Source organism: Pedobacter montanisoli, from assembly GCF_022809115.1.
GTDB classification, from domain to species: Bacteria; Bacteroidota; Bacteroidia; order Sphingobacteriales; family Sphingobacteriaceae; genus Pedobacter; species Pedobacter montanisoli.
The window spans coordinates 316,797-341,486 of record NZ_JALGBH010000002.1; the positions used below are offsets into that span (position 1 = coordinate 316,797).

A 24,690-nucleotide genomic window follows, 5' to 3' on the forward strand; every position below is an offset into this window, starting at 1 on the left:
ACTGAACGGCTTCCAGTAGTATGGCTAATGCGCCAATTACAACGGTATATTTTTCGAAAGGGTTCATAATCAAATGTCTTTTGTTATAAGATGCTGCTTAGCCACATTTGTTACAGACCAGCGTTTGATCTGAACAATTTAATCGCTATAGCTAATAAGATTACGCCAAAAGCTTTTCTTAAAACATTTAAGCCCGATTTACCTAAAAGTTTTTCAAGCTTGGCCGTATTCTTAAGTACAAAATACACAAAAAGCATGTTTAATAAAATACCTATCAATATATTTTGTGTATGATATTCTGTTTTTAACGAAAGCAAGGTAGTCATAGTTCCTGCCCCTGCAATAAGAGGAAAAGCCAGGGGAACAATAGATACGGTTTCAGGAGCTTCTTCTTTAAAGAAGTTAATCCCTAACACCATTTCCATGGCAATGAAAAAAATAACCAGAGATCCCGCAATAGCAAAAGATTGCACATCTACTCCAATTACGCTTAACAATGATTCACCTGCAAATAAAAACAACACCATCAAAACCGTTGCTACTATCGAAGCTTTCTCAGATTGTATATGACCCGCTTTTGTACGCAACGAGATGATAACGGGGATAGAACCCAAAATATCAATAATCGCAAATAAAATCATCGAGGTAGATAAGATCTGGTTGAAGTCAAATTTCAGATATTCCATTGTTTCAATTTTTTTACAAAAGTAAATTTAAATTGTTACAAATTAATTAAAAAGCTGTAAACTAGATTACACAATTGATGAACCATATATGAAATACAGCGCATCTACAGATAAACCTGTTAAGATCATATCTACAGGGGTACTGATTCTTTTTCTTTTTATAGGGCAAAATAATGTCCGTACCATTATACATGCAGGTGCAGACCGAGGAGTAATCCTTATTCACGCTGCTATACTTTTGTTTCTCGTTGCTACACTACTGTTTTGCTACCTCTATGCACCTCAGTCGTATAGTATAGATGAAACAGGACTCTCTGTTAACAGAATAATTGGTAAGATCAATCTGAAATTTGATGATCTAGATCAGGTTCGTGCAGTTGAAGAAGGAGAAATGAATGGTCTGATCCGGACATTTGGTGTTGGAGGTCTTTTTGGGTACTTTGGAAAATATTATGCGAATAAAATAGGGAATATGACCTTATATGCCACTCAAAGAAAAAACAGGATTTTAATTATAACCAAGCAGCATAAAAAAATTGTAATTACCCCTGATGATCGCTCTATGCTAGAAAAATTGGAACAGGGTGTAAAGGGTTGGTAGAACGAATGCAGTTATTGGTATATTTAATTAACAATTTGTTTACTGAAAATATGATTGTATGAATTTCTTTAACCGTAAAACCACATGGTCTAATGGAGAATTTATTCCATTAAAGTTATGTATTGCTAGCGCCTATATTTTGGTAGGAGCTTGTTTTCACGATTTTGTTTATCAGAACCGTGTGATCTTTATCTTATTATTTATTGTTACCGTTATTTTCTCTGTTTATTCCTGGATTAAGAAAATGAGCAAAGAAAATAAGTAAGTTTAGATTTATTGTTATAAAACGTCAATATATAAAAACAAGAAAGCCACCTTTAAGGTGGCTTTCTTGTTATGTTTGATAACTATTTAAGAATTTTCTGATTGTTTTTTCCCTAAAACTGAATTTTTCTTTCCGTAGAAGTAATAAATTACAACTCCTAGAGCCATCCAAATTGCTAAACGCACCCAAGCTTCCCAAGGTAATGAGTACATTAAGTAAACACAAACAATAACACCTAAAATAGGAACTAATGGCACTAATGGAGTTTTAAAAGGACGTTCTCTATCTGGGTCTGTTTTACGTAAAATCATTACACCGATACATACTAAAGAGAATGCAAATAAAGTACCTATTGATACCATATGACCCAAATCAGTTACAGGAACAAAACCTGCAAAAACGCTCACAAACACCATGAAAAATAAGTTGGTTTTATATGGCGTACGGAATTTTGCGTGTATGCTTCCAAAGAATTTTGGTAATAACCCATCTTTAGACATCGTATAGAATACCCTAGACTGACCCATTAACATTACGAGTATTACAGAAGTATAACCAGCCAAAATAGCTATGATTAAACCCATTTGTAACCAAGTATAGCCCGTAACTTTAAATGCCGTTGCCGCTGGTGAAGCGTCTCCTTTGAAAACACTAAAAGGAACTAAACCAGTCATTACGTGAGCAAATAAGATATAAAGGATAGTACAGATTACTAAAGAGCCTAAGATACCGATTGGCATACCTTTTTGAGGATTTTTTGCCTCTTGTGCAGCAGTAGATACAGCATCAAAGCCGATAAAGGCAAAGAAAACTAATGCAGCGCCAGCAGCAATACCAGAAATACCAAATTCGCCATAAACGCCAGTGTTTTTAGGAATGTATGGCGTATGGTTTGCCGGGTTAATAAATTTCCAGCCTAAGGCAATAAATAATAATACAACTGCAACTTTTACAATTACTAGAAAGTTGTTTAAAGTAGCCGATTCTTTAGTGCCACGCATCAATAATAGTGATAATAAAGAAACGATAATTACGGCAGGCAGATTAATTCCACCTCCATCAACTTCAGCAAAAGATTTAGTTAAATAAAGTGGCATCTCTAAACCAAATTCATGTAGTAATTTGTTGAAATAACCAGACCAAGAAACACCAACTGTTGCGGCACCCAAGGCATATTCAAGTACTAAATCCCATCCAATAATCCAAGCCATAAACTCGCCCATTGTTGCGTAAGAGTAAGTGTACGCACTACCTGCAACAGGGATCATAGAAGCAAATTCTGCATAGCATAAACCTGCAAATGCACAGCCCACAGCGGCTAAAATAAAAGATAATGTAACTGCAGGACCAGCGTGTTCTGCTGCTGCAATTCCTGTTAAAGAAAACAAGCCAGCACCAATAATGGCACCAATACCAAGCGCAATAAGACTGGTACTGCTTAGGGTTCGCTTAAGTGTGCCCTCTCCACTCTCTGCCGACTCGGCAACTAGCACATCAATGGGCTTTTTCAAATTCATAATACGTTATTAAGTTTTGATTAGTTTGATTGTTTTTGAGGCGTAAACCTAAATAAAAATTATTTAAAATGAAAAACGGATTTTGTTTACAGCCTCGTTTTTGAGTAACAATTTATTGATACAAGAGAGTATCAGTCTCATTTTTTAGGGTATCAATTTTCTCATTACCTAAAGAATCTATGGTTTTACTGATCCTGACTTCTTTTTTGATTTCTACCTGATTTCCTGTTTTTGAAGCATTTACAGCAATGTAAGGCGCAATAACCAGAGATACGATAGACATCAGTTTAATCAAAATGTTCATAGAAGGGCCAGAGGTATCTTTGAAAGGATCGCCCACTGTATCGCCTGTAACCGAAGATTTGTGGGGCTCTGATTTTTTATAATGCATTTCCCCATTAATTTCAACACCTTTTTCAAAAGATTTTTTGGCATTATCCCATGCACCACCTGCGTTAGATTGAAATATACCCATTAAAACGCCCGAAACCGTTACACCAGCCAACATGCCGCCTAAAACCTCAGGACCAAATAAAAAGCCAACGGCTACTGGGGTAATCAAAGCAATGGCTCCCGGAAGCATCATCTCTCTGATTGAAGCCTGTGTTGAAATGGCAACGCATTTTTCATACTCAGGTTTGGCTTTATACTCCATAATACCCGGTATCTCTCTAAACTGGCGGCGTACTTCCTGTACCATATCCATAGCAGCTTTTCCAACAGCTTGGATACATAATGCAGAAAATATAAATGGAATCATACCGCCTACAAATAAACCGGCTAAAACATCAGCTTTATAAATATCGATAGCCGTAATACCTGCGATACCCACAAAAGCGGCAAATAATGCTAAAGAAGTTAAAGCAGCTGAAGCGATGGCAAAACCTTTTCCTGTAGCGGCAGTGGTATTACCTACTGCATCTAAATTATCTGTTCTTTCACGAACTTCGGGAGGTAATTGGCTCATTTCGGCAATTCCACCTGCATTATCGGCAATAGGGCCAAAAGCATCAATAGCCAATTGCATGGCAGTAGTGGCCATCATACCTGCGGCTGCAATAGCAACACCATATAAACCTGCAAAGTGATAAGAAGCCATAATTCCTGCTGCTAAAACACAGATCGGAACTACGGTAGATTTCATCCCTACAGAAAGTCCGGCAATAATATTGGTCGCATGTCCGGTTGACGATTGCTGAATAATAGAATTTACAGGAGATTTTCCCATAGCAGTATAGTATTCGGTAACAATACTCATAATTGTACCCACTACAAGACCTACAATAATTGCATAGAAAACGTTTATATTACTAAATTCATAACCACGTAAACTAAGTGTTTCTGGTAGCATCCATTTGGTTAAAAAGAAAGATGTGATTGCAACGATGATGATTGAAGACCAGTTACCCAAATTAAGGGCATTCTGTACGTTCGATTTTTCATCTTTAATAGTTACAAACCATGTGCCTACAATAGAAGCTAAAATACCTAAACCGCAAATCAGCATAGGTAACAATATGGGAGCCATACCGCCGAAAGAATCGGTAGATACAATTTCCTGACCCAAAACCATTGTGGCTAAGATCGTAGCTACATAAGAACCAAATAAATCGGCACCCATACCGGCCACATCGCCTACATTATCGCCTACATTATCGGCAATGGTAGCAGGGTTACGCACATCATCTTCAGGTATACCTGCTTCTACCTTCCCTACAAGATCAGCACCCACATCGGCAGCTTTAGTATAGATACCACCGCCTACACGGGCAAATAAGGCAATAGATTCTGCACCTAATGAAAATCCGGTTAATACTTCTATAGCTGTTCTTAACTCATTGCTGTTAGGACTGATTACGTTAAAATATTTTAAAAAAACGATAAATAAACCGCCTAATCCTAAAACGGCTAATCCAGCTACACCTAATCCCATTATCGTACCGCCGTTAAAACTAACTTTTAAGGCTTGCTTTAAACTGGTACGGGCTGCTTGGGTAGTTCTTACATTGGCTTTTGTAGCAGCTTTCATTCCTATATATCCGGCTGTTGCCGAAAATACAGCTCCAATAATAAAGGAAATGGAAATGATCCAGCTTGAGTGTATTTCTTTACCATTAATATGGGTTATAGTACCTGAATAAGCCAATAGAGCGGCAGCTATAACAGCAAATATGCTTAGTATTCTCCACTCGGCCTTTAAAAAAGCCATGGCGCCATCGGCAATATAAGTGGCAAGTTCTTTCATATTGGCATCACCAGCATCCTGTTTGTTGATCCATGCGCTTTTTACGGCCATTACCATAATGCCTATGAGCCCTAATACGGGTATCAGATAAATTAAATTGGTTTGTAAAAAAGTCATACTTACGTTTTAGTTTTTTTAGTTTTAGGTTGAGTTTAAGTGGTTTAAACAAAGATAATTTTGTTTGCTTAATAAACAAATTTTTCTCAAAATGAAATAAAAAATGCTTTTTTACATTGGAAAAGTAATTGTAGTTTTAGCTCGAACCAAAGATTATTTGGTCTATGTCATAAAAAAATTATAATTAATATGCTTACAGGATGTAAAAAAATTAAAGGGTTCTTTTATATTCGCTATTACTAAACTATTAACCAGAACTAAACTGAATTATGGAAAATCCAAAAGAAGAAGAATCTTTTAAACGCGAATTAGGACTTTTTGATGGCGCCATGCTTGTGGTGGGCTCAATGATTGGCTCGGGTATTTTTATTGTGAGCTCTGACATTACCAGACAGGTAGGGTCTGCCGGATGGCTTATTTTAATTTGGGTACTAACCGCGGTAATTACCATGATCGCTGCTGTAAGCTATGGCGAACTAAGCGCCATGTTTCCCAAAGCAGGTGGACAATATGTATATTTAAAAGAAGCTTACAATAAGCTGATTGCCTTTTTGTATGGCTGGAGTTTCTTTGCCGTAATTCAAACGGGTACCATTGCAGCGGTAGGTGTGGCTTTTTCTAAATTTGCAGCCTATCTTTTTCCGGCTTTCAGTGATAAAAACGTACTGTATGAAATCGGTTCTTTTAAATTGAATGCAGCTCAGCTAGTGTCTATAGTAACCATTATCATCTTAACATTTATAAACAGTAGAGGTGTTAAAGACGGTAAGATTTTGCAAACCTTTTTAACCATTATCAAAATCCTTTCACTATTCGGCCTTATCGTATTTGGATTTATGTTAGGTGCCAAAGCTGAGGTATGGAATGCCAACTGGCAAGATGCCTGGACACCAAGAGCATTTGATATGGGAACGGGTGACTGGGTTAACATTACAGGAGTAGCGCTGGTATCAGGTATAGCAGCCTCAATGGTAGGTTCTTTATTTAGTAGTGATGCCTGGAATGGCGTAACCTTTATTGCCGGAGAAATTAAAAACCCTCAGCGTAATGTAGGTTTGAGTTTGTTTTTGGGTACTTTAATTGTAAGCGTAATCTATATTTTAGCCAATGTGATGTACTTGGCTGTATTGCCTTTACAGGAAATAGCAACCGCTGCCGATGACAGGGTAGCTGTTGCAGCCGCTCAGCCTATATTTGGTAGTATGGGGACTTATATTATAGCTATCATGATCATGATTTCTACTTTTGCCTGTAACAACGGCTTGATCATGGCAGGGGCAAGGGTGTATTATACGATGGCTAAAGATGGATTGTTCTTTAAAAAAGCAAGCCATTTAAATAAATTCAATGTGCCTGCATGGGCTTTATGGGCACAGTGTGTATGGGCTTCGGCATTATGTCTTACTGGTAAATATGGTGATCTGCTTGATTTCGTGATCATCATCGTAATGATTTTTTACATCCTTACCATTTTAGGTATTTTCATATTAAGAAAGAAAATGCCGGATGCAGAAAGACCATATAAAGCTTTTGCTTATCCGGTTCTACCTGCATTATATATTATTTGTGCAAGTGCAATCAGTGTTTCTTTATTGGTATTTAAAACCAGTACCTGCGGTTGGGGCGTGCTGATCATGTTAATTGGTATTCCGGTTTATTATTTAAGTAAACCTAAGCAATAAACCTTAAATAGATTTTCAGAGCCTGATACAAATTGATAAAGTTATTCTTTGCAATGTATCAGGCTCATTTTATTATATTTGCACACAGATATACGCTGTTTAGCAAGCGCTTTCTAAAAATTATATCGGGCTTTTTTCTATCTTCGTGCCATGTATCGTTTGGTAAAACCTGTTTTCTTCAAATTTGATCCTGAAAGGGTGCATCACTTTGTGGTTAAGCGTTTAAAATGGTTTCATGACTTTTTCCCTTTGGGAAAGAAAATTCTGCGAAAATCATATCACCTGCACAGTAAAGAGCTGGAACGTGAGGTTTTTGGACTGAAGTTTAAAAACCCGGTAGGACTGGCTGCAGGCTTTGATAAAAACGGAGAGTTTGTAGAGGCATTGAGCAATTTAGGCTTTGGTTTTATTGAAGTGGGTACAGTTACGCCTTTACCTCAACCAGGCAATGATAAACCGCGGATGTTCAGGCTTAAAGAAGATGAAGCGATCATTAACCGCATGGGTTTTAACAATAAAGGTGTGGATGTAATGGCCGAGCGTTTGAGGTTGCTAAAATGTAAGCATTCTAACATTGTGGTAGGTGGTAATATTGGCAAGAATAAGAATACACCTAACGAGGAAGCTGTGAATGATTACATTAAATGTTTCGACAGGCTTTTTGATGTGGTAGATTATTTTGTGGTGAATGTAAGTTCACCTAATACACCGGGTTTAAGAGCATTACAAGAAAAGGAACCTCTAATGCATATTCTTAACACGCTGCAACTTAGAAACAATAAAGAAGGCATTTCAAGACCTATTTTATTAAAGATAGCTCCTGATTTAACTATTGAGCAATTAGACGATATTGTAGAAATCGTTAATGAAACCAAAATAGCAGGTGTAATTGCAACAAATACCACGATTGACAGGAATGGTTTATATGCAGCAGATGGGTTAAAACGTGAAACAGGTGGATTAAGTGGTAAACCTTTAACTAAAAAATCTACTGAAGTAATCCGTTATATCTCAACCAAATCAGAAGGTAAATTCCCTATTATAGGCGTAGGCGGTATTCACACAGCTCAGGATGCAAAAGAAAAACTGGAGGCAGGCGCTTCGTTGGTTCAATTGTATACCGGTTTTATTTACGAAGGGCCGGGTTTGATCAAACGGATATGTAAAGCCTTGTGCTAACGTTCTAAGTATGCCTTTAGATTTTGGGTGATGGCTTCCCATCCAGTCACAAAATTTTCAGCATCAAAAGCCGGATCTTCATTTTTGAGTGTTTCTACATCTACATGTTTTAAGGTAAGTAGTGTTTGGCCATTTTGCTGTTCATCAAGTATCCAGATAACTAAAGAGTTGCCGGGAAAACCTTCATAACGCCAGGTATAGCTAAGTCTTTGGAGAGGTTCTACATCAATTACCTCACAACAATGTAAATATTGTTTTTCAGCCGGACCTGCCCAGAATTCAAATTTAAATCCAGACACAGTCTTAAAATCTTTCAGGGTAAAATACCAGTTCTTCATTTCTTCAGCAGAAGAAATTGCATTCCAAACCTTCGTTACGGGTGCTTTAATTGAAACGGTTATTTCTATATCCTGATTTTTCATAACTTTTAAATTAAGCAATTTGCTTTACTTTTTAAAATTTCTGAGCTTTTTATAGATCAGATACTTAGGGCCTAAAGGTAACTGAGAATGGTAAATGCTTTTTTTGCCGGAAAATAAATAAGCCGTTATGCAGGAAATAGAGATAAATAAAATACCAGGAGCACCAAATAGTTCAAACCCTAAAAAACAACTGGCCAGAGGTGTATTGGTTGCACCTGCAAAAACAGAAACAAAACCCATAGCAGCTAAAAGAGCCATAGGCAAAGGGACAAAGCAACTTAAGATATTACCTAATGTGGCACCAATAAAAAACAAAGGCGTAACTTCTCCTCCTTTAAAACCAGCGCCTAAAGTAAAAGTGGTAAATAATATCTTGAGTAAGAAATCATAGTTGTTCTGGAGATTCTCAAAACTGCTATTGATTACAGGCACACCTAGGCCTATATATCTGGTGCCCATAAAATATATCGCTATGACAATAATTGCTCCACCGATCACAGGTCTTAAAACAACATGTTTGATTAATTTCTTAAATGTACTTTCAAAAAATCTTAGCAAACCAGAGAAACAATAAGCAGCTAAGCCAAATATTAAACCTGCAGCGATACACCAAAATAAAATCTTAAAATTGAAGTATGGGAAAGAAGATAGGGTATAATGACTGTGTTGTATCGGGTATAAACGGCAGATGTAATCGGCTATAAAAGCAGCAGCCAGCGCTAAGCATACATTTAAACTTTTCAGCTTTCTGAAACTTAATACTTCTAGGGAAAAAACAGCTGCAGCCAGAGGTGTTCCAAAAACAGATGAAAATCCTGCGCTTATGCCTATGATCAATACTGTTTTGCGTTCGTTATTTGACAATTTGAATAGAGCCGTAAACTGATCAGCTATGGCTCCGCCCATTTGTACAGCTGTTCCTTCTCGTCCTGCAGAACCACCAAATAAATGGGTAAGTAAGGTTCCTATATAAACCATAGGAGCCATTTTAAAGGGAATGACCGATCTTGGGGTGTGAAACTCATCAATTAGATGGTTGTTGCCTCTAATTACATCATTACCATACTTAAAATACATATAGCCGATTATCAGGCCGGCAAAAGGTAGTAGAATGATAATTAAAGGATGACCGTCTCTGAAGTTTCCTGCTAGGTCTAAAGTATATAAGAACAGAGCTGAAGCAGAACCCACCAGAACACTGATAAGCAGAGCAATAAACAGCCATTTAAGAATGTAAAACAGGAAATTATAAATTTTAATGTCCATGATAAAAAATCTACACTAATTTAATAGTATGTTAAGTAGATATCATCAGCACCAGGGCGGTTCAAGGCAGACATCATTGCCTAGCAAAAATATAAAGATTATAAAAAAAGCACGTATAAGCACGTGCTTTTTAAATTCCTTTAAAGAAGATTATTTAGACAAAGCAGCTAAAATAGCGTTGTTTTTAGCTAACTGGTCAGTTGTAGATTGTTTAGAACGGCTTCCCAATTCTAAGTTAGTAGCTAATTTTAACCCTTGAACTTCTAAACGAGAAACAGTTTTATTATATCTGTCTTTTCTTTTTAATCTTGTAACTCCCATAACAATAAGCTTTAATTCCTTTTATTATTTTTAATCTTGAGGTCGAGAGCGGATTCGAACCGCTGTACAAGGTTTTGCAGACCTCTGCCTAGCCACTCGGCCACTCGACCTTTTTCAAGGCTGCAAAAATAACAATTAATTGCGAGGTTGCAAATTAGAAATGAGAAAAATTAGAATAATTTATACTAAAATTTCAATCGGCCTAATTCACTACAAAAAATAGCTGCCGAAACAGCCACATTTAGCGATTCTGTTTGGCCTATCCGTGGAATGGTTACAGGTATGTTGATTTTTTTGATCAATTCCTGCGAAATGCCGTGTCCCTCATTACCTAATAAAATTAGTCCTTCATTTCTCCAATTTACCTTGTAAATATTTTCACCTTCAAGCAAGGCTCCAAATACAGGTAAAGCGGTTTGGCCTAAGAAATCGGTTAATGAAGTATAGGATATATTTACCCGACATAAAGAACCCATGGTAGATTGTACCGTTTTAGGATTGTAAGCCTCAACAGTGTTTTCAGAGCAGATGATGTGCTGTATGCCAAACCAATCGGCAGTTCTGATAATAGTGCCTAAATTTCCAGGATCCTGAACATTGTCAAGAACTAACGAAAATTTGTTTTTTAGGGTTTGAGGATCAATAGCTCCTGTATTTGGTATCTCAACTATGGCCAATACACCTTGTGGTGTTTGCAGTGTACTAATCTTTTCTAATACAGCATCGCTTAGTTCAAATAAATTTATATTTGTATCAACTTTAAGTGTGGCAATAGCTTTGGCATAAGCGGGTGTAAAATAGATGCTTTGTAGGGTATAATCAGATTTTAAAAATTCTGTTAATGTTTTTATACCTTCAATAATAAACAACCCGTTTATATTGCGGTACTTTTTTTGATGTAGCGACTTTATAAAACTGATTTGAGATTTTGAAAGCATATTACCTAAACTATAAGCAAAAGAATTTTCACTTTGCAATAATACTATTAATTCTGCTTTTTACAGTAGGATGCTCATCAACTAAATATATTGAAAGTTACCAGTCTATAGTTAAAAAGGTAGAAATAGACAGTATTTCAAAACCTTATGAAGAAGCGGCCTACAATTATGTTCAGAAAGATATACGGCCTGCCGGTTGGTTAGGACTTAACGAAGGTATATATAATATATTTAATACCAAGGACGGAAAATACAAAACGCATAACATTAAACCTCTGGGCACTCCTCCGGCAATTTTAGATAGTGCGCTGGTAGAAATCTCGCGTACACAGATTGAAAAGTACCTGAGAAGTAAAGGTTTTTTTAATGCAAAAGTACAGTCAGAAATTTCGGTAAAAAATAAACTGGCTACCGTTAAGTTTAAAGCTAATACAGGTGCTCCTTTCATGGTTAATAAAATTAACTATGAAATACCTGATGAACAGGTGAAAAACCTTTATATGGGAAATAAATCGAGATTTACTCATTTGAGTGAAGGCATGCAATATGATGAAGATTCGTTGGTTTACGAGCGTGAAAATATCTATAAGCTCATGCGCCAGAACGGATATTTCGATTTTGTGCGCCCTTATGTAAGGTATGAACCAGATTCTAACCAGAACAACAATAAGGTAAGTGTAAAACTGATCATAGATAATCCTATAGACAGCTCGGCCAAACACAAGATTTATACCATAGGGGAGACTAATATTATCATTGCGCCGAGCTATGAAGGGTTTACAGATTCTATAGAACTTAACAAACGTGTTTTCAGAGATATACGATTTACGGATCTCTCTCATAAATACAGAAGAAACCCCATTATACGTTATAACTTCATTAAACCCGGCGAAATCTATGATATAGATAAAGAAACTCTGACTTATGATAGGATGTATGATCTCAATGTCTTTAAAAATGTTAAAATAGATTATTACAAGCCTAAAGACAGTACAAATAAGGTAAATCCGGTGGTAATGCTAACGCCACAAAAGAGAATGAGCAACCGTATTGAGGGCGAAATACCTTTTAATGATTTTACGGTAGGGTTTAACATCAGTAACACTTATACAAACAATAATATTTTTAAAGGCGCAGAGCGTTTCCAGTTCCAGATCAAAGGGGGCTTGCAGGCTAGAAATACCAAAGGAACTTCTTTGTTTTCGGATATTTATCAGAGAGATTTCTCTGTAAGTGCAAGCTTAACCGTGCCAAGGTTAATGGTGCCGTTTAACATTCCGCTTATGGGTAAAAATGGTATTCCTTATACCACTTTTTCAAGTAGTTATCTTTATGCATTACAGAAAGATATAACGGTAAGACGTATTTTTATCAATTCCATTAGTTATGACTGGGTTGAAACCAAATCTAAATTACATTCATTTACCCCTTTAAATTTTGAATACCGATTTGGTAGTGTGCTGATAGATACTACTGATAAGACAAATTATCAGCAGTATCTTGATAATAAAGAACTTTTCGAGAAAAACTCCTATAACATCACTTTGCTTGGACGTAAAGACGTAACGCTGGGTATGAAATATGCCTATAGCTTAAATGCTGAAAAGCTTTCGCAGCAGCGCACTTTCATTTACTTTAAAGGAAATATGGAAATAGGCGGTAATCTTTTGTATTTAAGCAACAGGGTTTTTGGCAAAAAACCTGATCCCACAACCGGTAATTACGGAAAGGTTTTAGGTTTGCCGTATAATCAATACTTACGACCTGAAGTAGATATTAGATGGTATAAGAATTTTGATAATGAAAAGCAATTTGTAGCACGTATAAACGCAGGTGTAGGTTATGCATATGGCAACTCTTTAGCCATGCCATTTGATAAATTGTTTTATGCAGGTGGTTCAAGTGGGGTTAGAGCCTGGCAGGCCCGTACTTTAGGTCCGGGTAATTATAACCGTGAAGTGATTTCAAGTCCAGAAGTACGTGCATCTTCTTTTGGTATTGACCAGTTAGGGCAAATGCGTATTGAAGCCAATCTGGAATACAGATTTATCTTAGCCTCGAAATTTTTTGGTGGTAAATTGAGAGGTGCTACCTTTTTAGATGGCGGAAATATCTGGAATATTGCACCGGGCAACCCGCAACCGCAAACTTATTTTAACTTTAAAAAACTGCATGAACAAATTGCCTTGGGAACAGGTTTAGGTTTCAGATATGATGTGCAGTACTTTGTTTTTAGGTTTGATGTGGGTTTGAAGTTGAAAGACCCTCAGTTTGCGCCAGGAGAACAGTGGGTTATCAGCAAATACCTGAGTGGAGCAAAAGCGTTTAAAGCAGCTTATGAGCTTACACATAGCCCGGATAGGTACCGCTTTTTACAATACAATTTTGGTATAGGCATGCCTTTTTAAAAAGTAAAGAGTTAAAAGTCGGAAGTCTGAGGTTGGAAATCAGAACGATAACCAATCAACTAATTCCTAAAAAAGCTGAATGAAGAATTTCCGTATTTACGGCATTCAGAAAAGCCCGGTTTTTGGTCTAGCTTAAGCATAGAAGGATGTTCTATAATCAACAGGCCATCAGGTTTTAATAAATTGTGTTCAATAACCAATTGTGCAATTGCAGGTATATTAGGTAGATCATAAGGGGGATCGGCAAAGATAATATCGTGCTGCTGTTTTTCCTGTTGCAGATATTTAAACACATCAGCTTTTAAAGGATGAATTTGAGTAAGCTGGTGCTTTTGCGAAATACTTTTGATCCATTGCACGCAGGCAGGATGTTTATCTACAGATGTAATACGCTTTGCGTTACGTGAAGCAAATTCTATACTGATATTGCCCGTTCCGCTAAACAAATCTAAGATATCACATTCTCCAAAATCAAAAGAGTGGTTTAGAATATTGAACAAGGCTTCTTTAGCCATATCGGTAGTAGGCCTTACAGGAAGCTTATCGGGTGCTTTTATAAAAATTCCTTTAAGATTTCCGCCAATTATCCGCATGTGTAAATAGATAATAGTCCTGCGTAATAATGTTTAGGCATGTCTTCGATCACATAACTGTTTAAAGGAATATCGATGTTCAAGAAATTTAAGTTGGTAAAATATTTCTTGATGCTACTCCATTTTTCATCGTTTAAATGGATAATTCCGCTTACTGAAACGCTAGTTTGGTTAAAATCAAGATTTAATTGTTGCGTAATGAGCAGGAGGTAATACACAAACTCTTCGTTGTTGTCGAACTCGTAATGTTGCTGAAATTGCAAAATACCATCATTAAATACCAAAGCTTCAAAAGTATTGGCCGAAAAATCCAGCAGGAGGTTCTGCTTTTCAAAGTTTTTTGCCAATGCAATCAATCCCTGATTTTGTTGATACACCTTATAATGAGACCATACACCCGAAATACTTTTTTCGGTAAGTAAAGGCAGTGAAAAAACAGTAGTAAAACCAGCAGCATGGTCTGGTTGTAGAAAAACCTGCTTGGCGCTGTCTTCTGAAAAATACTGGGTATATGTATTTACTTCATCTTCATCAAACAGTTCGTTAGGAATAAAGGCAATGTTACCTGTATTTACCGCTACATTGATTTTTGCATAAGGCAAGGTCAAATAAGTATCGGTTTTTAAGAGCTGGTTAAATTTCTGGATGCTGTTTGTGCATTCAGGTTCGTCATAAAGAGCAATAACCCGGGCTTCGTCATTATTGATGATGGCATATGATAAATTACCGGAACCTATTTTTACGATCAGGCTGCAAGATGCGGCTGTTTCAGGATGAAAATTGGGATCGATCAATAAAATGCTGTTATTCTCGTTCATGTTAGGCAAAAATAAGTTTTTTTCTATAAGATTACCATTGCATATTTGCCAAATGCAAAACGGACAAATTATAGCACAGGCTTACAATGTTAATCCAACTAAGCAACAATTGCAATTTTGTGAAGCAATGGCTGGGTTTTTAACGGCTAGAAAGCTAGAAAGCTGTTTTGTTCTGAGGGGTTATGCTGGTACGGGAAAAACAACTTCGGTTGCGGCGTTGGTAAAAGCTCTCCCAAAATTTGGATATAAACCCCTATTATTGGCGCCAACCGGTAGAGCGGCCAAGGTGATGAGCAGTTATACGCAAAAGAAAGCATATACCATTCATAAGAAAATTTATAGGAAAAAAACTTCTAACGAAATGGATACACGATTTGGTTTGGCACCAAATCTTGTTAAGCAGACCTTGTTTATTGTAGATGAGGCTTCGATGATTGCGGATGAATATAATACACAAAATGGCTCCTCTCTCCTGCAGGATTTAATAGAATATGTATATCAGCCTGCTCAAGATGGGAGTGAGAAAAATTGCTTACTGCTTTTTGTTGGAGATACGGCACAGCTTCCGCCAGTAGGCAGCATAGAAAGCCCCGCGTTAAATGAAAAATATTTAGCTGATCACTTTGGACTGGATACGCAGAGCATAGAGCTAACAGAAGTGGTGAGGCAGGAAAAGAAGTCGGGCATACTTGAAAATGCCACGATGTTGCGAAAAATGATCCATCTTTCTCAACATCGTGAGTCTGGAGTTCCAAAATTTGCAACTAAGGCTTATAAAGACATTTTTAGCATGAATGGGCATAAATTTACAGAAGGTTTGGAATATGCTTACCGCAAATATGGCGTAGAAAGTACTTTGGTGGTTTGCAGGTCAAACAAATCGGCAAATGCTTATAATAACCAAATTCGTGCTCGTATCTTGTATAAAGATGATGAATTGGGTGGCGGAGACCTGATCATGATCGTACGTAACAATTATTTCTGGTTGCCCGAAAATAGTGATGCTTCTTTTATCGCAAATGGAGATATGGCTAAAATCATTCGGGTGCGTAGAGAAGAAGAACGTTATGGATTCAGGTTTGCCGAAGCACAGATAGAATTGTTGGATTATCCTGATTTAGGCGCTATAACTTGTAAGGTGATATTGGATACGCTTCAGGTTGAGAGTCCCAATCTTCCTTTCTCTGCTGCTAAGCAATTGTATGAAGGTCTTTTATTGGATTATGATCATATTACTAACCGTAAGGCTAAAATGGCTGCTATAAAGCAGGATCCTTATTACAATGCGCTGCAAATTAAGTTTGCTTACGCCGTAACCTGTCATAAAGCACAAGGCGGGCAATGGGATTCGGTTTTTGTAGATCAGGGGTATTTAACGGAAGATATGCTTGATCTGGATTTCTTACGCTGGTTATATACTGCTGTAACCCGTGCCAAAAAAGAGTTGTTTTTGGTAAACTTTGGTAAATCATTCTTTAAAGATAGAATTGAGGAAGATTTTTAATCAGGCGATAGGTAGTTTTATGGTAAAAGTAGTCCCTTGGTTTTGTTCGCTTGTAAACTGAATACTTCCTCCATGTTTTTCAATAAGTTGTTTTGAAATATAAAGGCCTAAACCAATGGATTTTTCGCCTAATAAACCTTTTCTGCCAGCTTTAGAGAACTGATCAAAAATATAATTCTGCATATTCTGGTTTATGCCAATACCAAAGTCTTGTATCCCTACAACAGCATGGTTTTCTTCTTGATATAAATTAACTTTAATGGCAGTGCTTTTAGGTGAAAATTTTAAAGCATTACTGATAAGGTTATCTAAAACCCTTTCTAATTTAGAAGGATTAGCCATAATAAAAGTTTCTTCTTCTGGTAACGTAAAGTTGATTAATCTGTCGCTGTTGATCTTCCATTTTTTTACAATTTGTTGCAACAGGTCATTTAAAGAAATCTCTTCCTTTTTAAAATCATCGTCTCCTTGCTTAATACCTTCTATCAGGTCATTGATGATGTTCTTTGCCTGTGATGCTGAGGACTGGATCATTTTAGCTTCAGCATTGTCTTCATTCTCCAAAAGCATTAAACTGCTAAGTGCATCAATGTTGTTTAAAGGTCCTCTCAGATCATGAGCTACAAAAGATAAAATATTGGTTTTTTGTGTGTTCAATAAAGCAATTTCTTCATTTTTCTCTTCTAATTCTTTGATTTTAATAAAATGTGCCGACCTTGATTGATAAGTGTGCCTTGAAAAACAAAAGAGAATAAAACTTAATGTAACACCTGCAATAATATTGATAAGCTTTTCTTCTAATGCTATTTTGGGAAAAACAATGGCAAAAATAAAAGCTAAAGCAAGGAAGATTGAAATGAAAATGATTTCTCTCAATTCTATGACGAAAAAAATGCTCACCACCAATATGCCTACCAATAGCATTGTAAGTGTATTTTTAGTATTGTGATGAGAAACGGTATAGCTTATACCTAATGAAATAAGTAACTGAAATAGGATGAAAAGAAAAACAGTGATTTTGCGTTGTGTAAGGCTGTTTTTTTGAACATTTAAGATGTATGAGCTAACAGACCAAAACAGACCACTGCCTAATAATTGTATCCAATTGCTGAGAGAGTATTCATCATAATTTGGTATTCTGCTTGTTTCTGCATAAAAAAGAACCCCTATAAGACGGGCAAATAAAGCTAAAACCAAAATACAGGCACTGATTACTTTAACTTGTTTAAGATTTATTAAGCTGTAGTGGGTATCAAAGGCCTTAAAATATTTTTGTGGTGTTTTATATAATATAAAAGAAAGCAAGGGACTATATTTTATATAGCAAAAATAGCAAAACAGTTTTTAAAAATGTGTTTTTAAAGAGGTTAGGTAAGTAATATTAATATTGAAATATTCTAAAATGGAGTATATCAGCGACTTTATTTTTAAGAATCTATAAACTTTTTGCAAAGATTCAGTATCAAGGTGAGTATGAGAATTATTTATTAATTGATATAGTCACGGTCTTCGTCAGATAAAGTGCTTTTGTTTTGCTCATTTTCCTGATTTTTTTCGATTTCATCATTGTAACTGCTCATAGTGCTTCTTGGTCGGCCGGCAATAAAACCTAAAATAAAACCAATAAGAATACATACACCGATTACAATCAGTTTTGAAACAGCTACGGGTGAGCCTATTAGAAAATTAAAGTCAACAGGTTCGTTGTTAACCATTAAGAAAATGGTCAGTAAAGCGGTTACAACGATAATGAAAATAGTTTTTCCTTTCATTTTTAAGGATATTAAGGAGTTTTAAAAGCTATAATTAAATAATAACTCGAATATAGGGTTTTGGTTGTAGATTTTATTAACAAAAATAACTCTGCAGCCTAAATCTACGATGGGTTGATACCTGAGCAAATTCATGTCACTTCTCAATTCAAAACCATAGGTTTTAGGTTGTGAAAGATTGGTTTCGGTACCAAAATTTTCATAATGACTAAATAGGGTAGCTCTTACATTTCTGATATAAGCTAAAGGACCTATTTCAAGATCGGGATACAAGAAAGGAAAACGATAGTTAAATAACAAAGAGTTTTTTAACAGACTCTTTGCTTTAATCTGGCTGTAGCCAAATACTGTTTGGATTTCTGTTGATCCATTAAAAATACCACTTTCATTCTGATAATTAAAGCTGATCATGGCTGAGTGATTTTTAGCTATACCGGGGAAATAGAAATAGCTTTCAAACGAAAACAATTCGCCTTTTAAAGTTTTGTCAAAAGGTTGGTTCAGATATTGTACAATGATGTTTTGGCCAAATCTGGGCGCAATATCTCGTTGGGCCATTCGTAAGCTGTGGCTCAGGTTGAGCCTGTATTTCATCGGAAATTTAACCGCATCGCGTAAAACACCTTGTTCCTTAGGTTCGAAAAAACGTTTGACATAGTAGGTACTGACCTCGGGATTAATGCCATAGTTATGATTTAAATAGCTGCCGCTCAAAGGCAGATTGACTTTAAAATTGATGTAATCTTCACGCCAGTTAGCCTGATTGATCTGGTTTTTGTATCTGTAGAACTGCGTACGGGGCCTGTTCGTGAAATTTACGCTGAAAACAGGATAAAGTGCTTTGTAAATTAAACCCGCACTGTATTCAAATCTTTTCAAGCTGGTGTTGTATGATGCACCTCCATAAAGGCTGGTGGTATTTAACAGGTCATTAGATCTTAGCTCAAGACCTATTTTCTCTTTTTCGTCTGTTGTGGGTGTAAGACTATGCAGGTTAAAAGTGTGAAAGAATGCTTTGTAAGGCTTGCTTTTAAAAGTACTATCAGGAATATTTTCAAAAATAGGGTGGATGTTTTCCTGATTTTGGGCTGTCTGGGCAAAATAAACAAAATGATTTTCCTGTAAAGGCAGAGTTTCAAGTGGGGTTTCTGCTATTTGGTAGCCCTGCTCGGTATAAAGATTGAAAAGGATGGAATTCTTATTGTGGTTAAACGTTGGATTAAAGGCGCCATATTTTGCGGCTGTTAGCGCCACTATTTTTTTGTTTTGAGGGTCTATGCTGTAAATATTATCAATTCCGTTGTAATGAGCGTTAAAAGCGATTTGGCGGTTTGAAAATACAGGTCTGCTTAACTGGGCTCTTGTATAATCAATAACTTTCTCTGTTTTCCCGTCCAAATTTTTTAGCCAAAGTGCTTTTCCTTGTTCAGAAACACTGATCCAGCTAATTTCGGTTCCGTCAAAATTCAGGGCAGGAGTTTGCAGGATATCATTTTCATTATTTAAGAAAGCTGTTATGAGTTTTCCACTATTGAGATCCACAAACACTAATTCAGATCGATTGGATTTGTCAATGCTCACGGCAATTAGTTTCTCGCCATTACCAGAAAGGCTTGGCGCAAATAATCTGCTTTTGAAAGTAATCTGACGTTTCTTTTTGGTTTGAAAGTCGTAGATACAGATTACGCTATAACTTCTTTGCTTGTATCGAGGATCATAGCGTGTTTCATCCCAAACAATTTTATGGTTGGCATAACTAAACCAAGGCTGTTCTTGGTAGCCGATATGAAATAAAGTTCTTTCATTTTTAACACTGTCTATAAGTACAAATTTAGAGGTTTCGGCCTTGCTTTGTTTAAGAGCTAAAATATACTGCTTGCTTATTTGTGCCGGAAGAAAATAGTCGCTTGCAAAATTGCTTTTGCGATTAGAAAGCGAATAAGATTTACTGTTAGTTAAACTATCTTGTTTTTGCCATTGTTGTTTTAATGTAGCCGAAGTTTCCTGGTAAAAATGATTGGTATTAAATGTTGTGATTTTTTTTAAGCTCGACGAAAAAGGATAAAGTCTGAGCGGCCTTTGATTGATATCAGTAAGCAGCTGATCATTGATGTCTTTGCCAAATTTTTCTCTAAGATTAGAAACGAGTAAATAACCCAATTGGTAATAGCCGGGAGTTTGGTCTTTATCGGATCCAAAATAAGCTTTCGAATAAGAGAATTTTTTACCGCTAAGAAGAGAGGCGCGGTAGGGCATGATCCAGTTGGGTTGCCTGCCTCTTCCTGAGTTGGTCAATATGGTTTCAGTCAACACCGCATCACCTTCGAGGTACCAAGTAGGGATGCTTGACCCTAAGTAGGCAAAGTGTATTTCTTCTGGAAAAGGATAGCCTTTTATTCCGGTAACTTTATCAAACTGTGCCACATGTCTTAGCTCATGAACGGTAAGGTTATTTAGCCAATCATGACTGTCAAAATATTGAGGTGGTGTAGTATAAAATTGCGACTTTTTAGGAGCCAGTTGAACAAAGCCATTTGCGCTTATTCCCTGGTTCTGAAGGATGATTGGGATGCGTGTTTTTTGTTGCTTATAGTCGGCGCCGATAAGAGGGTAGGAGGTGGTGAAAGTATTGGCCATTCTCTGAGCTTCTTTTTCCATTTCGACAGGATAGATGATTTTAAAGCCCTCTGCAGTTATTTGTCTCCATTTTACACTAAGTGGACTTTGTGAAGAGTCGAAAATCTGTGCAAAACTAAAATGTGAATTTATTATTGATATTGTAAAAACTAATATTCTGATTTTTAAATATTTATATGTTTTATTTTGATGCATAAGGCTTGTTTGCTAAAAATATTAGTTTTTGTTTTGATTTTTTTGATTTTTTATTTCGATCTGAATTTTATTTGAATTATATAATTAACTGATATTTAAAATTTTATAATTATTTTATTTTAAATTTAAATCAGCTTTTTTTGTTGTTTTTACTTGGGTTTTGCTGGTTTTTATATATCAAACATACAAAAAAATAAATGTATTATATAGTAAATTTTATGTACACTAATTATGGCTGATTTCTTTGCCTATTTTTAGTTCATATTTTTAATTTGTATAGATTTTTGGTTGTGTTTTTTTATGGAATAGACCTATTTTATACTGAGATTTTGTGCTGTTTTTTACTGTGATTTTTGTTTGCTTGAGTTTATTTAAGTTATGAAATTGAGCTATTTTGAGTAGTGGTTTTCTGTTGTTTTTTGGGGCTTATTTTAGCTTGGTTAATTGCTTTTTATACTGACAATAATTAGTAAAATTTTTAACCATTTTATAATATTTGCTTTGTGATTTTTGTTTGCTATTTGGCTAACTTCTTTTGTTTTTTAAATATTTAATTTGTTTACTTAGTGTATTTTATTTTTTGTAAAAAACTGTTGTTTAATCTGGTGATTACTTATTTAAGACGTGAAAATATAGTCTAAATAGATATGTTTTTATAGATGTCTAAACCTCAAAAAGGTTTAGAATTTTTTTGCAAAAGCTGCTGTTTTTACACTTTTTTTAATGGTTTTTTAGATAGATTAAGTGTGTGTTTATGCGATAAATAGAAGGTAGATTTAGATTTTTTTTGTTGCTCTTAACACGTATTTTGACACTTGTTTTTAATCTTAATTTTTAACTGAGTAGTTCTACTGTACTTGATAAGTTCTGCTTAATTAAACCTCTTTAAGAAGTCATTTTATTGGGTTTATTAGGCGGTATTTTTATCTTTATTTTTTGTTATTAAGACTTGTTTTGTTCAAAAGTGTCGCGTGTGCATATAAAAATTAAAAGATAAATGTAAACAGAATATTAACAGAAAGACGTGTGCTAACAAATGATATTTATGATAATTTTCCAGATTTACCTTTTTTAAATAAGGTATTTATAGACAAAGCTAACCAAAAACCTCTCCAAATACACCAGAATTAACCATTATTTTAGAACCTTCAGAATCCTATTGCAATAAGAAAGCTTTTTAGGTCAGTGTAGCTTGTTTATTTTGGTGCTCTCCTTAACAGGTAATAACCCAGCAGGCCAAACAGGATTACAGGGGCTAAATTGGCCAATAAAGGATGTAATCCGCCTTTGGTAGAGAACATTTTAGCAAAGCGGTCACAAACGATGTAAGCAAAGCTTAGAACAATACCTATACCCAACGGGAGACCTACGCCACCTCTTACTTTTCTTGAAGATAAGGCAACGCCTATAAGCGTTAAGATAAAGGCAGAAAGGGGTTGTACCCATCGTTTGTAATACTCAAATAAAAGGTCGTTCATCATGCCTGAGCCTCTTATTTTTTCTTTTTCAATCTTTACGCCTAATTCTTTGGTACTCATAGATTCAACCACATTATCATACACAGAAAAATCTTCTGGTGCCATGTCTAAAATAGTATCTTTTGTAGAATTGAGATAAGAGCTGAAGTTTTCTTTCAGTCCATCTATATTACGCACCGAATAATTAGAAATTTTCCATACCCGTTTTACTGAATCATATGCGATACGTTCAGCAACCAGCTTTTTAGTTAATGTATCACCTTTAAATTTATCCAAGGTGAAACGATAACCAATATTGCTGCGGTTGTCAAAATTATCCATATAGATATAGGTATTCTTATCTAATTTCATATGGATATTGAATTTTGTAAAGGGATCATCCTTGTTTACAACTTCGTTTACAAACTTGTTCTTAATGCGGTTGGTATAGGGCAGAATGTACAGGTTTGATACCAGGTTGGCCGAAAAAATGATAAATGCCGAAATAAAATAAGGCCTTAAGAAGCGGTTAAAACTTACCCCACCGCTTAGTATAGGTACAATTTCAGTCTGATCGGCCATTTTTGCCGTAAAGAAAATTACCGCGATGAAATTCATCAGCGGCGAAAGCATATTTACATAAAAAGGAATTGACCCTGCATAGTATTTGGTAATCACGCCCCAAAGATTCAGTCCGCTTTTTAAGAAATCATCCAGCTTTTCTGAAAGGTCAAAAATGATAATGATAACAATAAATACAGCCAGCGTATAGAGAAAAGTACCCAGATATTTGCCAATAATAAAGGCATCGATAATTTTTAAACGCTGTTTGATTGCTTTCATTTACAATTTAGTGCCTAATACTTTTACCATTTTGTTTTTCCATTCATAAAAAGTGCCTTCCAATATCTTTTCACGGGCTTGTTGCACCAGCCATAAATAGAAGTGAAGGTTATGCAAGGTAGCAATTTGCGAGCCTAAAATTTCTTTAGAATGCATCAGGTGTCTTAAATAGGCTTTAGTATAAACCTGGTCGGCAAACAGATCGCTATCTGCTTCTATAGGGCTGAAATCATTTGCCCATTTCTTGTTGCCAATATTGATTACACCGTTTTTGGTAAATAACATGCCATTTCTTGCATTCCTTGTGGGCATTACGCAATCAAACATATCAACACCTAAAGCAATATTCTCCAATATATTTATCGGTGTACCTACACCCATTAAATAACGGGGTTTATGTTGAGGTAATATATCGCATACTACTTCTGTCATGGCGTACATTTCTTCTGCAGGCTCTCCAACAGATAATCCGCCAATGGCATTTCCCTCGCGGTCTATACTGGCAATAAATTCGGCAGATTTTATCCTAAGGTCTTTATATACAGAGCCCTGTACAATAGGGAAAAGTGTTTGCTCATAGCCGTATTTAGGGTCGGTGCTGTCAAACCTGTCGCAGCAGCGTTTTAGCCAGCGATGGGTCATGTTCAGCGAATTAGAAGCATATTTATAATCGCATGGATAAGGTGTACATTCATCAAAAGCCATAATGATATCGGCCCCGATGGTACGTTGTATATCCATTACATTTTCAGGCGTAAAAAGATGCTTTGAGCCATCAATGTGTGATCTGAAGGTAACGCCATCTTCTTTGATTTTTCTCACCTGACTTAAAGAATAAACCTGATAACCACCACTATCGGTTAAAATGGGTTTATCCCATCCAATAAATTTATGTAATCCTCCGGCAGGCTCCAGAATATCTAAGCCCGGTCTGAGGTACAGGTGATAAGTATTGCCTAAAATAATCTGGGCTTTAATATCTTCTTTCAGCTCTCTTTGATGTACCGCCTTTACCGAACCGGCTGTACCTACCGGCATAAAAATAGGGGTTTGTATTTCGCCATGTGCAGTGGTTATTTTCCCTGCTCTGGCCTTAGAATGCGGATCGGCTGCGCTTAACTCAAATTTCATATCCTGTCTTATTCCTCAAAAAATCGAACAAAAGTAAAAAGAAAATTCTTCTTAACCGCATTTAAAACTTTGGGATGGTTCAAGCTTGATTGT

20 protein-coding genes, 1 tRNA gene and 1 riboswitch are annotated in these 24,690 nt (G+C 36.0%); of the genes, 6 read left to right on the top strand and 15 right to left on the bottom strand.

Annotation, left to right across the window (positions count from 1 at the left end; genetic code table 11):
* Positions 1-110: 110 nt before the first annotated feature.
* Complete coding sequence (locus tag MMF97_RS09185; protein WP_243361746.1) at positions 111-686, bottom strand: MarC family protein; 576 nt, start codon at positions 684-686, stop codon at positions 111-113.
* 88 nt (positions 687-774) lie between these two features.
* Between MMF97_RS09185 and MMF97_RS09190 the strand changes: the two genes are divergently transcribed.
* Positions 775-1,287: a PH domain-containing protein gene (locus MMF97_RS09190; protein WP_243361748.1), complete on the top strand. Its 513-nt coding sequence runs from the start codon at positions 775-777 to the stop codon at positions 1,285-1,287.
* Positions 1,288-1,345: 58 nt separating this feature from the next.
* Positions 1,346-1,552, top strand: coding sequence for a hypothetical protein (locus tag MMF97_RS09195; RefSeq protein ID WP_243361750.1), 207 nt, complete (start codon positions 1,346-1,348; stop codon positions 1,550-1,552).
* Between the two features lie 86 nt (positions 1,553-1,638).
* Here MMF97_RS09195 and MMF97_RS09200 read toward each other — a convergent pair whose 3' ends face one another.
* On the bottom strand, positions 1,639-3,069 hold the full coding sequence (locus MMF97_RS09200) for an amino acid permease (protein ID WP_243361752.1): 1,431 nt from the start codon (positions 3,067-3,069) through the stop codon (positions 1,639-1,641).
* Between the two features lie 112 nt (positions 3,070-3,181).
* A complete protein-coding gene (locus MMF97_RS09205; protein WP_243361753.1) occupies positions 3,182-5,431 on the bottom strand; it encodes a sodium-translocating pyrophosphatase in 2,250 nt (749 codons plus the stop codon).
* A 269-nt stretch (positions 5,432-5,700) separates the two neighbouring features.
* Between MMF97_RS09205 and MMF97_RS09210 the strand changes: the two genes are divergently transcribed.
* Positions 5,701-7,113: an APC family permease gene (locus tag MMF97_RS09210; protein ID WP_243361754.1), complete on the top strand. Its 1,413-nt coding sequence runs from the start codon at positions 5,701-5,703 to the stop codon at positions 7,111-7,113.
* Positions 7,114-7,263: 150 nt separating this feature from the next.
* Positions 7,264-8,292, top strand: a complete 1,029-nt coding sequence (locus MMF97_RS09215) for a quinone-dependent dihydroorotate dehydrogenase (protein WP_243361755.1) — start codon at positions 7,264-7,266, stop codon at positions 8,290-8,292.
* On the opposite strand, the gene MMF97_RS09220 is transcribed toward MMF97_RS09215, so the two are convergent.
* The 5 genes from MMF97_RS09220 to MMF97_RS09240 form a co-directional block, all read right to left on the bottom strand.
* Positions 8,289-8,714: an SRPBCC family protein gene (locus MMF97_RS09220; protein ID WP_243361756.1), complete on the bottom strand. Its 426-nt coding sequence runs from the start codon at positions 8,712-8,714 to the stop codon at positions 8,289-8,291. The two genes, MMF97_RS09215 and MMF97_RS09220, sit on opposite strands and share 4 nt — an antisense overlap.
* Positions 8,715-8,738: 24 nt before the next feature.
* Positions 8,739-9,980, bottom strand: a complete 1,242-nt coding sequence (locus tag MMF97_RS09225) for a chloride channel protein (RefSeq protein ID WP_243361757.1) — start codon at positions 9,978-9,980, stop codon at positions 8,739-8,741.
* A 29-nt stretch (positions 9,981-10,009) separates the two neighbouring features.
* A riboswitch (Fluoride riboswitch) is annotated at positions 10,010-10,070 on the bottom strand.
* Between the two features lie 60 nt (positions 10,071-10,130).
* Entirely contained in the window at positions 10,131-10,301 is a 171-nt protein-coding gene (locus MMF97_RS09230; protein WP_243361759.1) for a spore protein, read from the bottom strand.
* Between the two features lie 39 nt (positions 10,302-10,340).
* A tRNA-Cys gene (locus MMF97_RS09235) sits at positions 10,341-10,411 on the bottom strand.
* A 75-nt stretch (positions 10,412-10,486) separates the two neighbouring features.
* A complete protein-coding gene (locus MMF97_RS09240; RefSeq protein WP_243361761.1) occupies positions 10,487-11,239 on the bottom strand; it encodes a TrmH family RNA methyltransferase in 753 nt (250 codons plus the stop codon).
* On the opposite strand from MMF97_RS09240, the gene tamL reads away from it, so the two are divergent.
* Positions 11,230-13,647, top strand: a complete 2,418-nt coding sequence (gene tamL / locus MMF97_RS09245) for a translocation and assembly module lipoprotein TamL (protein WP_243361763.1) — start codon at positions 11,230-11,232, stop codon at positions 13,645-13,647. The two genes, MMF97_RS09240 and tamL, sit on opposite strands and share 10 nt — an antisense overlap.
* A gap of 59 nt (positions 13,648-13,706) precedes the next feature.
* On the opposite strand, the gene MMF97_RS09250 is transcribed toward tamL, so the two are convergent.
* Together MMF97_RS09250 and MMF97_RS09255 are read right to left on the bottom strand one after the other, a co-directional pair.
* On the bottom strand, positions 13,707-14,240 hold the full coding sequence (locus tag MMF97_RS09250; protein WP_243361766.1) for an RsmD family RNA methyltransferase: 534 nt from the start codon (positions 14,238-14,240) through the stop codon (positions 13,707-13,709).
* Positions 14,231-15,058: a DUF3822 family protein gene (locus MMF97_RS09255; protein WP_243361768.1), complete on the bottom strand. Its 828-nt coding sequence runs from the start codon at positions 15,056-15,058 to the stop codon at positions 14,231-14,233. Before MMF97_RS09255 ends, MMF97_RS09250 begins: the two co-directional genes overlap by 10 nt.
* A 52-nt stretch (positions 15,059-15,110) precedes the next feature.
* On the opposite strand from MMF97_RS09255, the gene MMF97_RS09260 reads away from it, so the two are divergent.
* Positions 15,111-16,562: an ATP-dependent DNA helicase gene (locus tag MMF97_RS09260; RefSeq protein ID WP_243361770.1), complete on the top strand. Its 1,452-nt coding sequence runs from the start codon at positions 15,111-15,113 to the stop codon at positions 16,560-16,562.
* On the opposite strand, the gene MMF97_RS09265 is transcribed toward MMF97_RS09260, so the two are convergent.
* The 5 genes from MMF97_RS09265 to tgt all read right to left on the bottom strand — a co-directional run bounded on the left by MMF97_RS09265 (position 16,563) and on the right by tgt (position 24,597).
* Positions 16,563-17,867: a sensor histidine kinase gene (locus MMF97_RS09265; RefSeq protein ID WP_243361772.1), complete on the bottom strand. Its 1,305-nt coding sequence runs from the start codon at positions 17,865-17,867 to the stop codon at positions 16,563-16,565.
* Positions 17,868-18,049: 182 nt separating this feature from the next.
* A complete protein-coding gene (locus MMF97_RS09270; RefSeq protein ID WP_243361773.1) occupies positions 18,050-18,334 on the bottom strand; it encodes a LapA family protein in 285 nt (94 codons plus the stop codon).
* A 21-nt stretch (positions 18,335-18,355) separates the two neighbouring features.
* Positions 18,356-20,992 carry a TolB family protein gene (locus MMF97_RS09275; protein WP_243361775.1) on the bottom strand — a complete coding sequence of 879 codons (2,637 nt, stop codon included), beginning with the start codon at positions 20,990-20,992 and terminating at the stop codon, positions 18,356-18,358.
* A gap of 1,370 nt (positions 20,993-22,362) precedes the next feature.
* Positions 22,363-23,466 carry an LptF/LptG family permease gene (locus MMF97_RS09280; protein ID WP_243361777.1) on the bottom strand — a complete coding sequence of 368 codons (1,104 nt, stop codon included), beginning with the start codon at positions 23,464-23,466 and terminating at the stop codon, positions 22,363-22,365.
* The gene (tgt, locus tag MMF97_RS09285; RefSeq protein ID WP_243361779.1) at positions 23,467-24,597 is read right to left on the bottom strand and encodes a tRNA guanosine(34) transglycosylase Tgt; all 1,131 of its coding nucleotides are present in this window, start codon (positions 24,595-24,597) and stop codon (positions 23,467-23,469) included. It abuts the gene before it with no gap.
* Positions 24,598-24,690: the final 93 nt, after the last annotated feature.

Bases quoted from the DNA above. Each gene is read 5' to 3' on its own strand.
- MMF97_RS09185 (WP_243361746.1), bottom strand. From the start codon at position 686: ATGGAATATCTGAAATTTGACTTCAACCAGATCTTATCTACCTCGATG.
- MMF97_RS09190 (WP_243361748.1), top strand. From the start codon at position 775: ATGAAATACAGCGCATCTACAGATAAACCTGTTAAGATCATATCTACA.
- MMF97_RS09195 (WP_243361750.1), top strand. From the start codon at position 1,346: ATGAATTTCTTTAACCGTAAAACCACATGGTCTAATGGAGAATTTATT.
- MMF97_RS09200 (WP_243361752.1), bottom strand. From the start codon at position 3,069: ATGAATTTGAAAAAGCCCATTGATGTGCTAGTTGCCGAGTCGGCAGAG.
- MMF97_RS09205 (WP_243361753.1), bottom strand. From the start codon at position 5,431: ATGACTTTTTTACAAACCAATTTAATTTATCTGATACCCGTATTAGGG.
- MMF97_RS09210 (WP_243361754.1), top strand. From the start codon at position 5,701: ATGGAAAATCCAAAAGAAGAAGAATCTTTTAAACGCGAATTAGGACTT.
- MMF97_RS09215 (WP_243361755.1), top strand. From the start codon at position 7,264: ATGTATCGTTTGGTAAAACCTGTTTTCTTCAAATTTGATCCTGAAAGG.
- MMF97_RS09220 (WP_243361756.1), bottom strand. From the start codon at position 8,714: ATGAAAAATCAGGATATAGAAATAACCGTTTCAATTAAAGCACCCGTA.
- MMF97_RS09225 (WP_243361757.1), bottom strand. From the start codon at position 9,980: ATGGACATTAAAATTTATAATTTCCTGTTTTACATTCTTAAATGGCTG.
- MMF97_RS09230 (WP_243361759.1), bottom strand. From the start codon at position 10,301: ATGGGAGTTACAAGATTAAAAAGAAAAGACAGATATAATAAAACTGTT.
- MMF97_RS09240 (WP_243361761.1), bottom strand. From the start codon at position 11,239: ATGCTTTCAAAATCTCAAATCAGTTTTATAAAGTCGCTACATCAAAAA.
- MMF97_RS09250 (WP_243361766.1), bottom strand. From the start codon at position 14,240: ATGCGGATAATTGGCGGAAATCTTAAAGGAATTTTTATAAAAGCACCC.
- MMF97_RS09255 (WP_243361768.1), bottom strand. From the start codon at position 15,058: ATGAACGAGAATAACAGCATTTTATTGATCGATCCCAATTTTCATCCT.
- MMF97_RS09260 (WP_243361770.1), top strand. From the start codon at position 15,111: ATGCAAAACGGACAAATTATAGCACAGGCTTACAATGTTAATCCAACT.
- MMF97_RS09270 (WP_243361773.1), bottom strand. From the start codon at position 18,334: ATGAAAGGAAAAACTATTTTCATTATCGTTGTAACCGCTTTACTGACC.
- MMF97_RS09275 (WP_243361775.1), bottom strand. From the start codon at position 20,992: ATGGAAAAAGAAGCTCAGAGAATGGCCAATACTTTCACCACCTCCTAC.
- MMF97_RS09280 (WP_243361777.1), bottom strand. From the start codon at position 23,466: ATGAAAGCAATCAAACAGCGTTTAAAAATTATCGATGCCTTTATTATT.
- tgt (WP_243361779.1), bottom strand. From the start codon at position 24,597: ATGAAATTTGAGTTAAGCGCAGCCGATCCGCATTCTAAGGCCAGAGCA.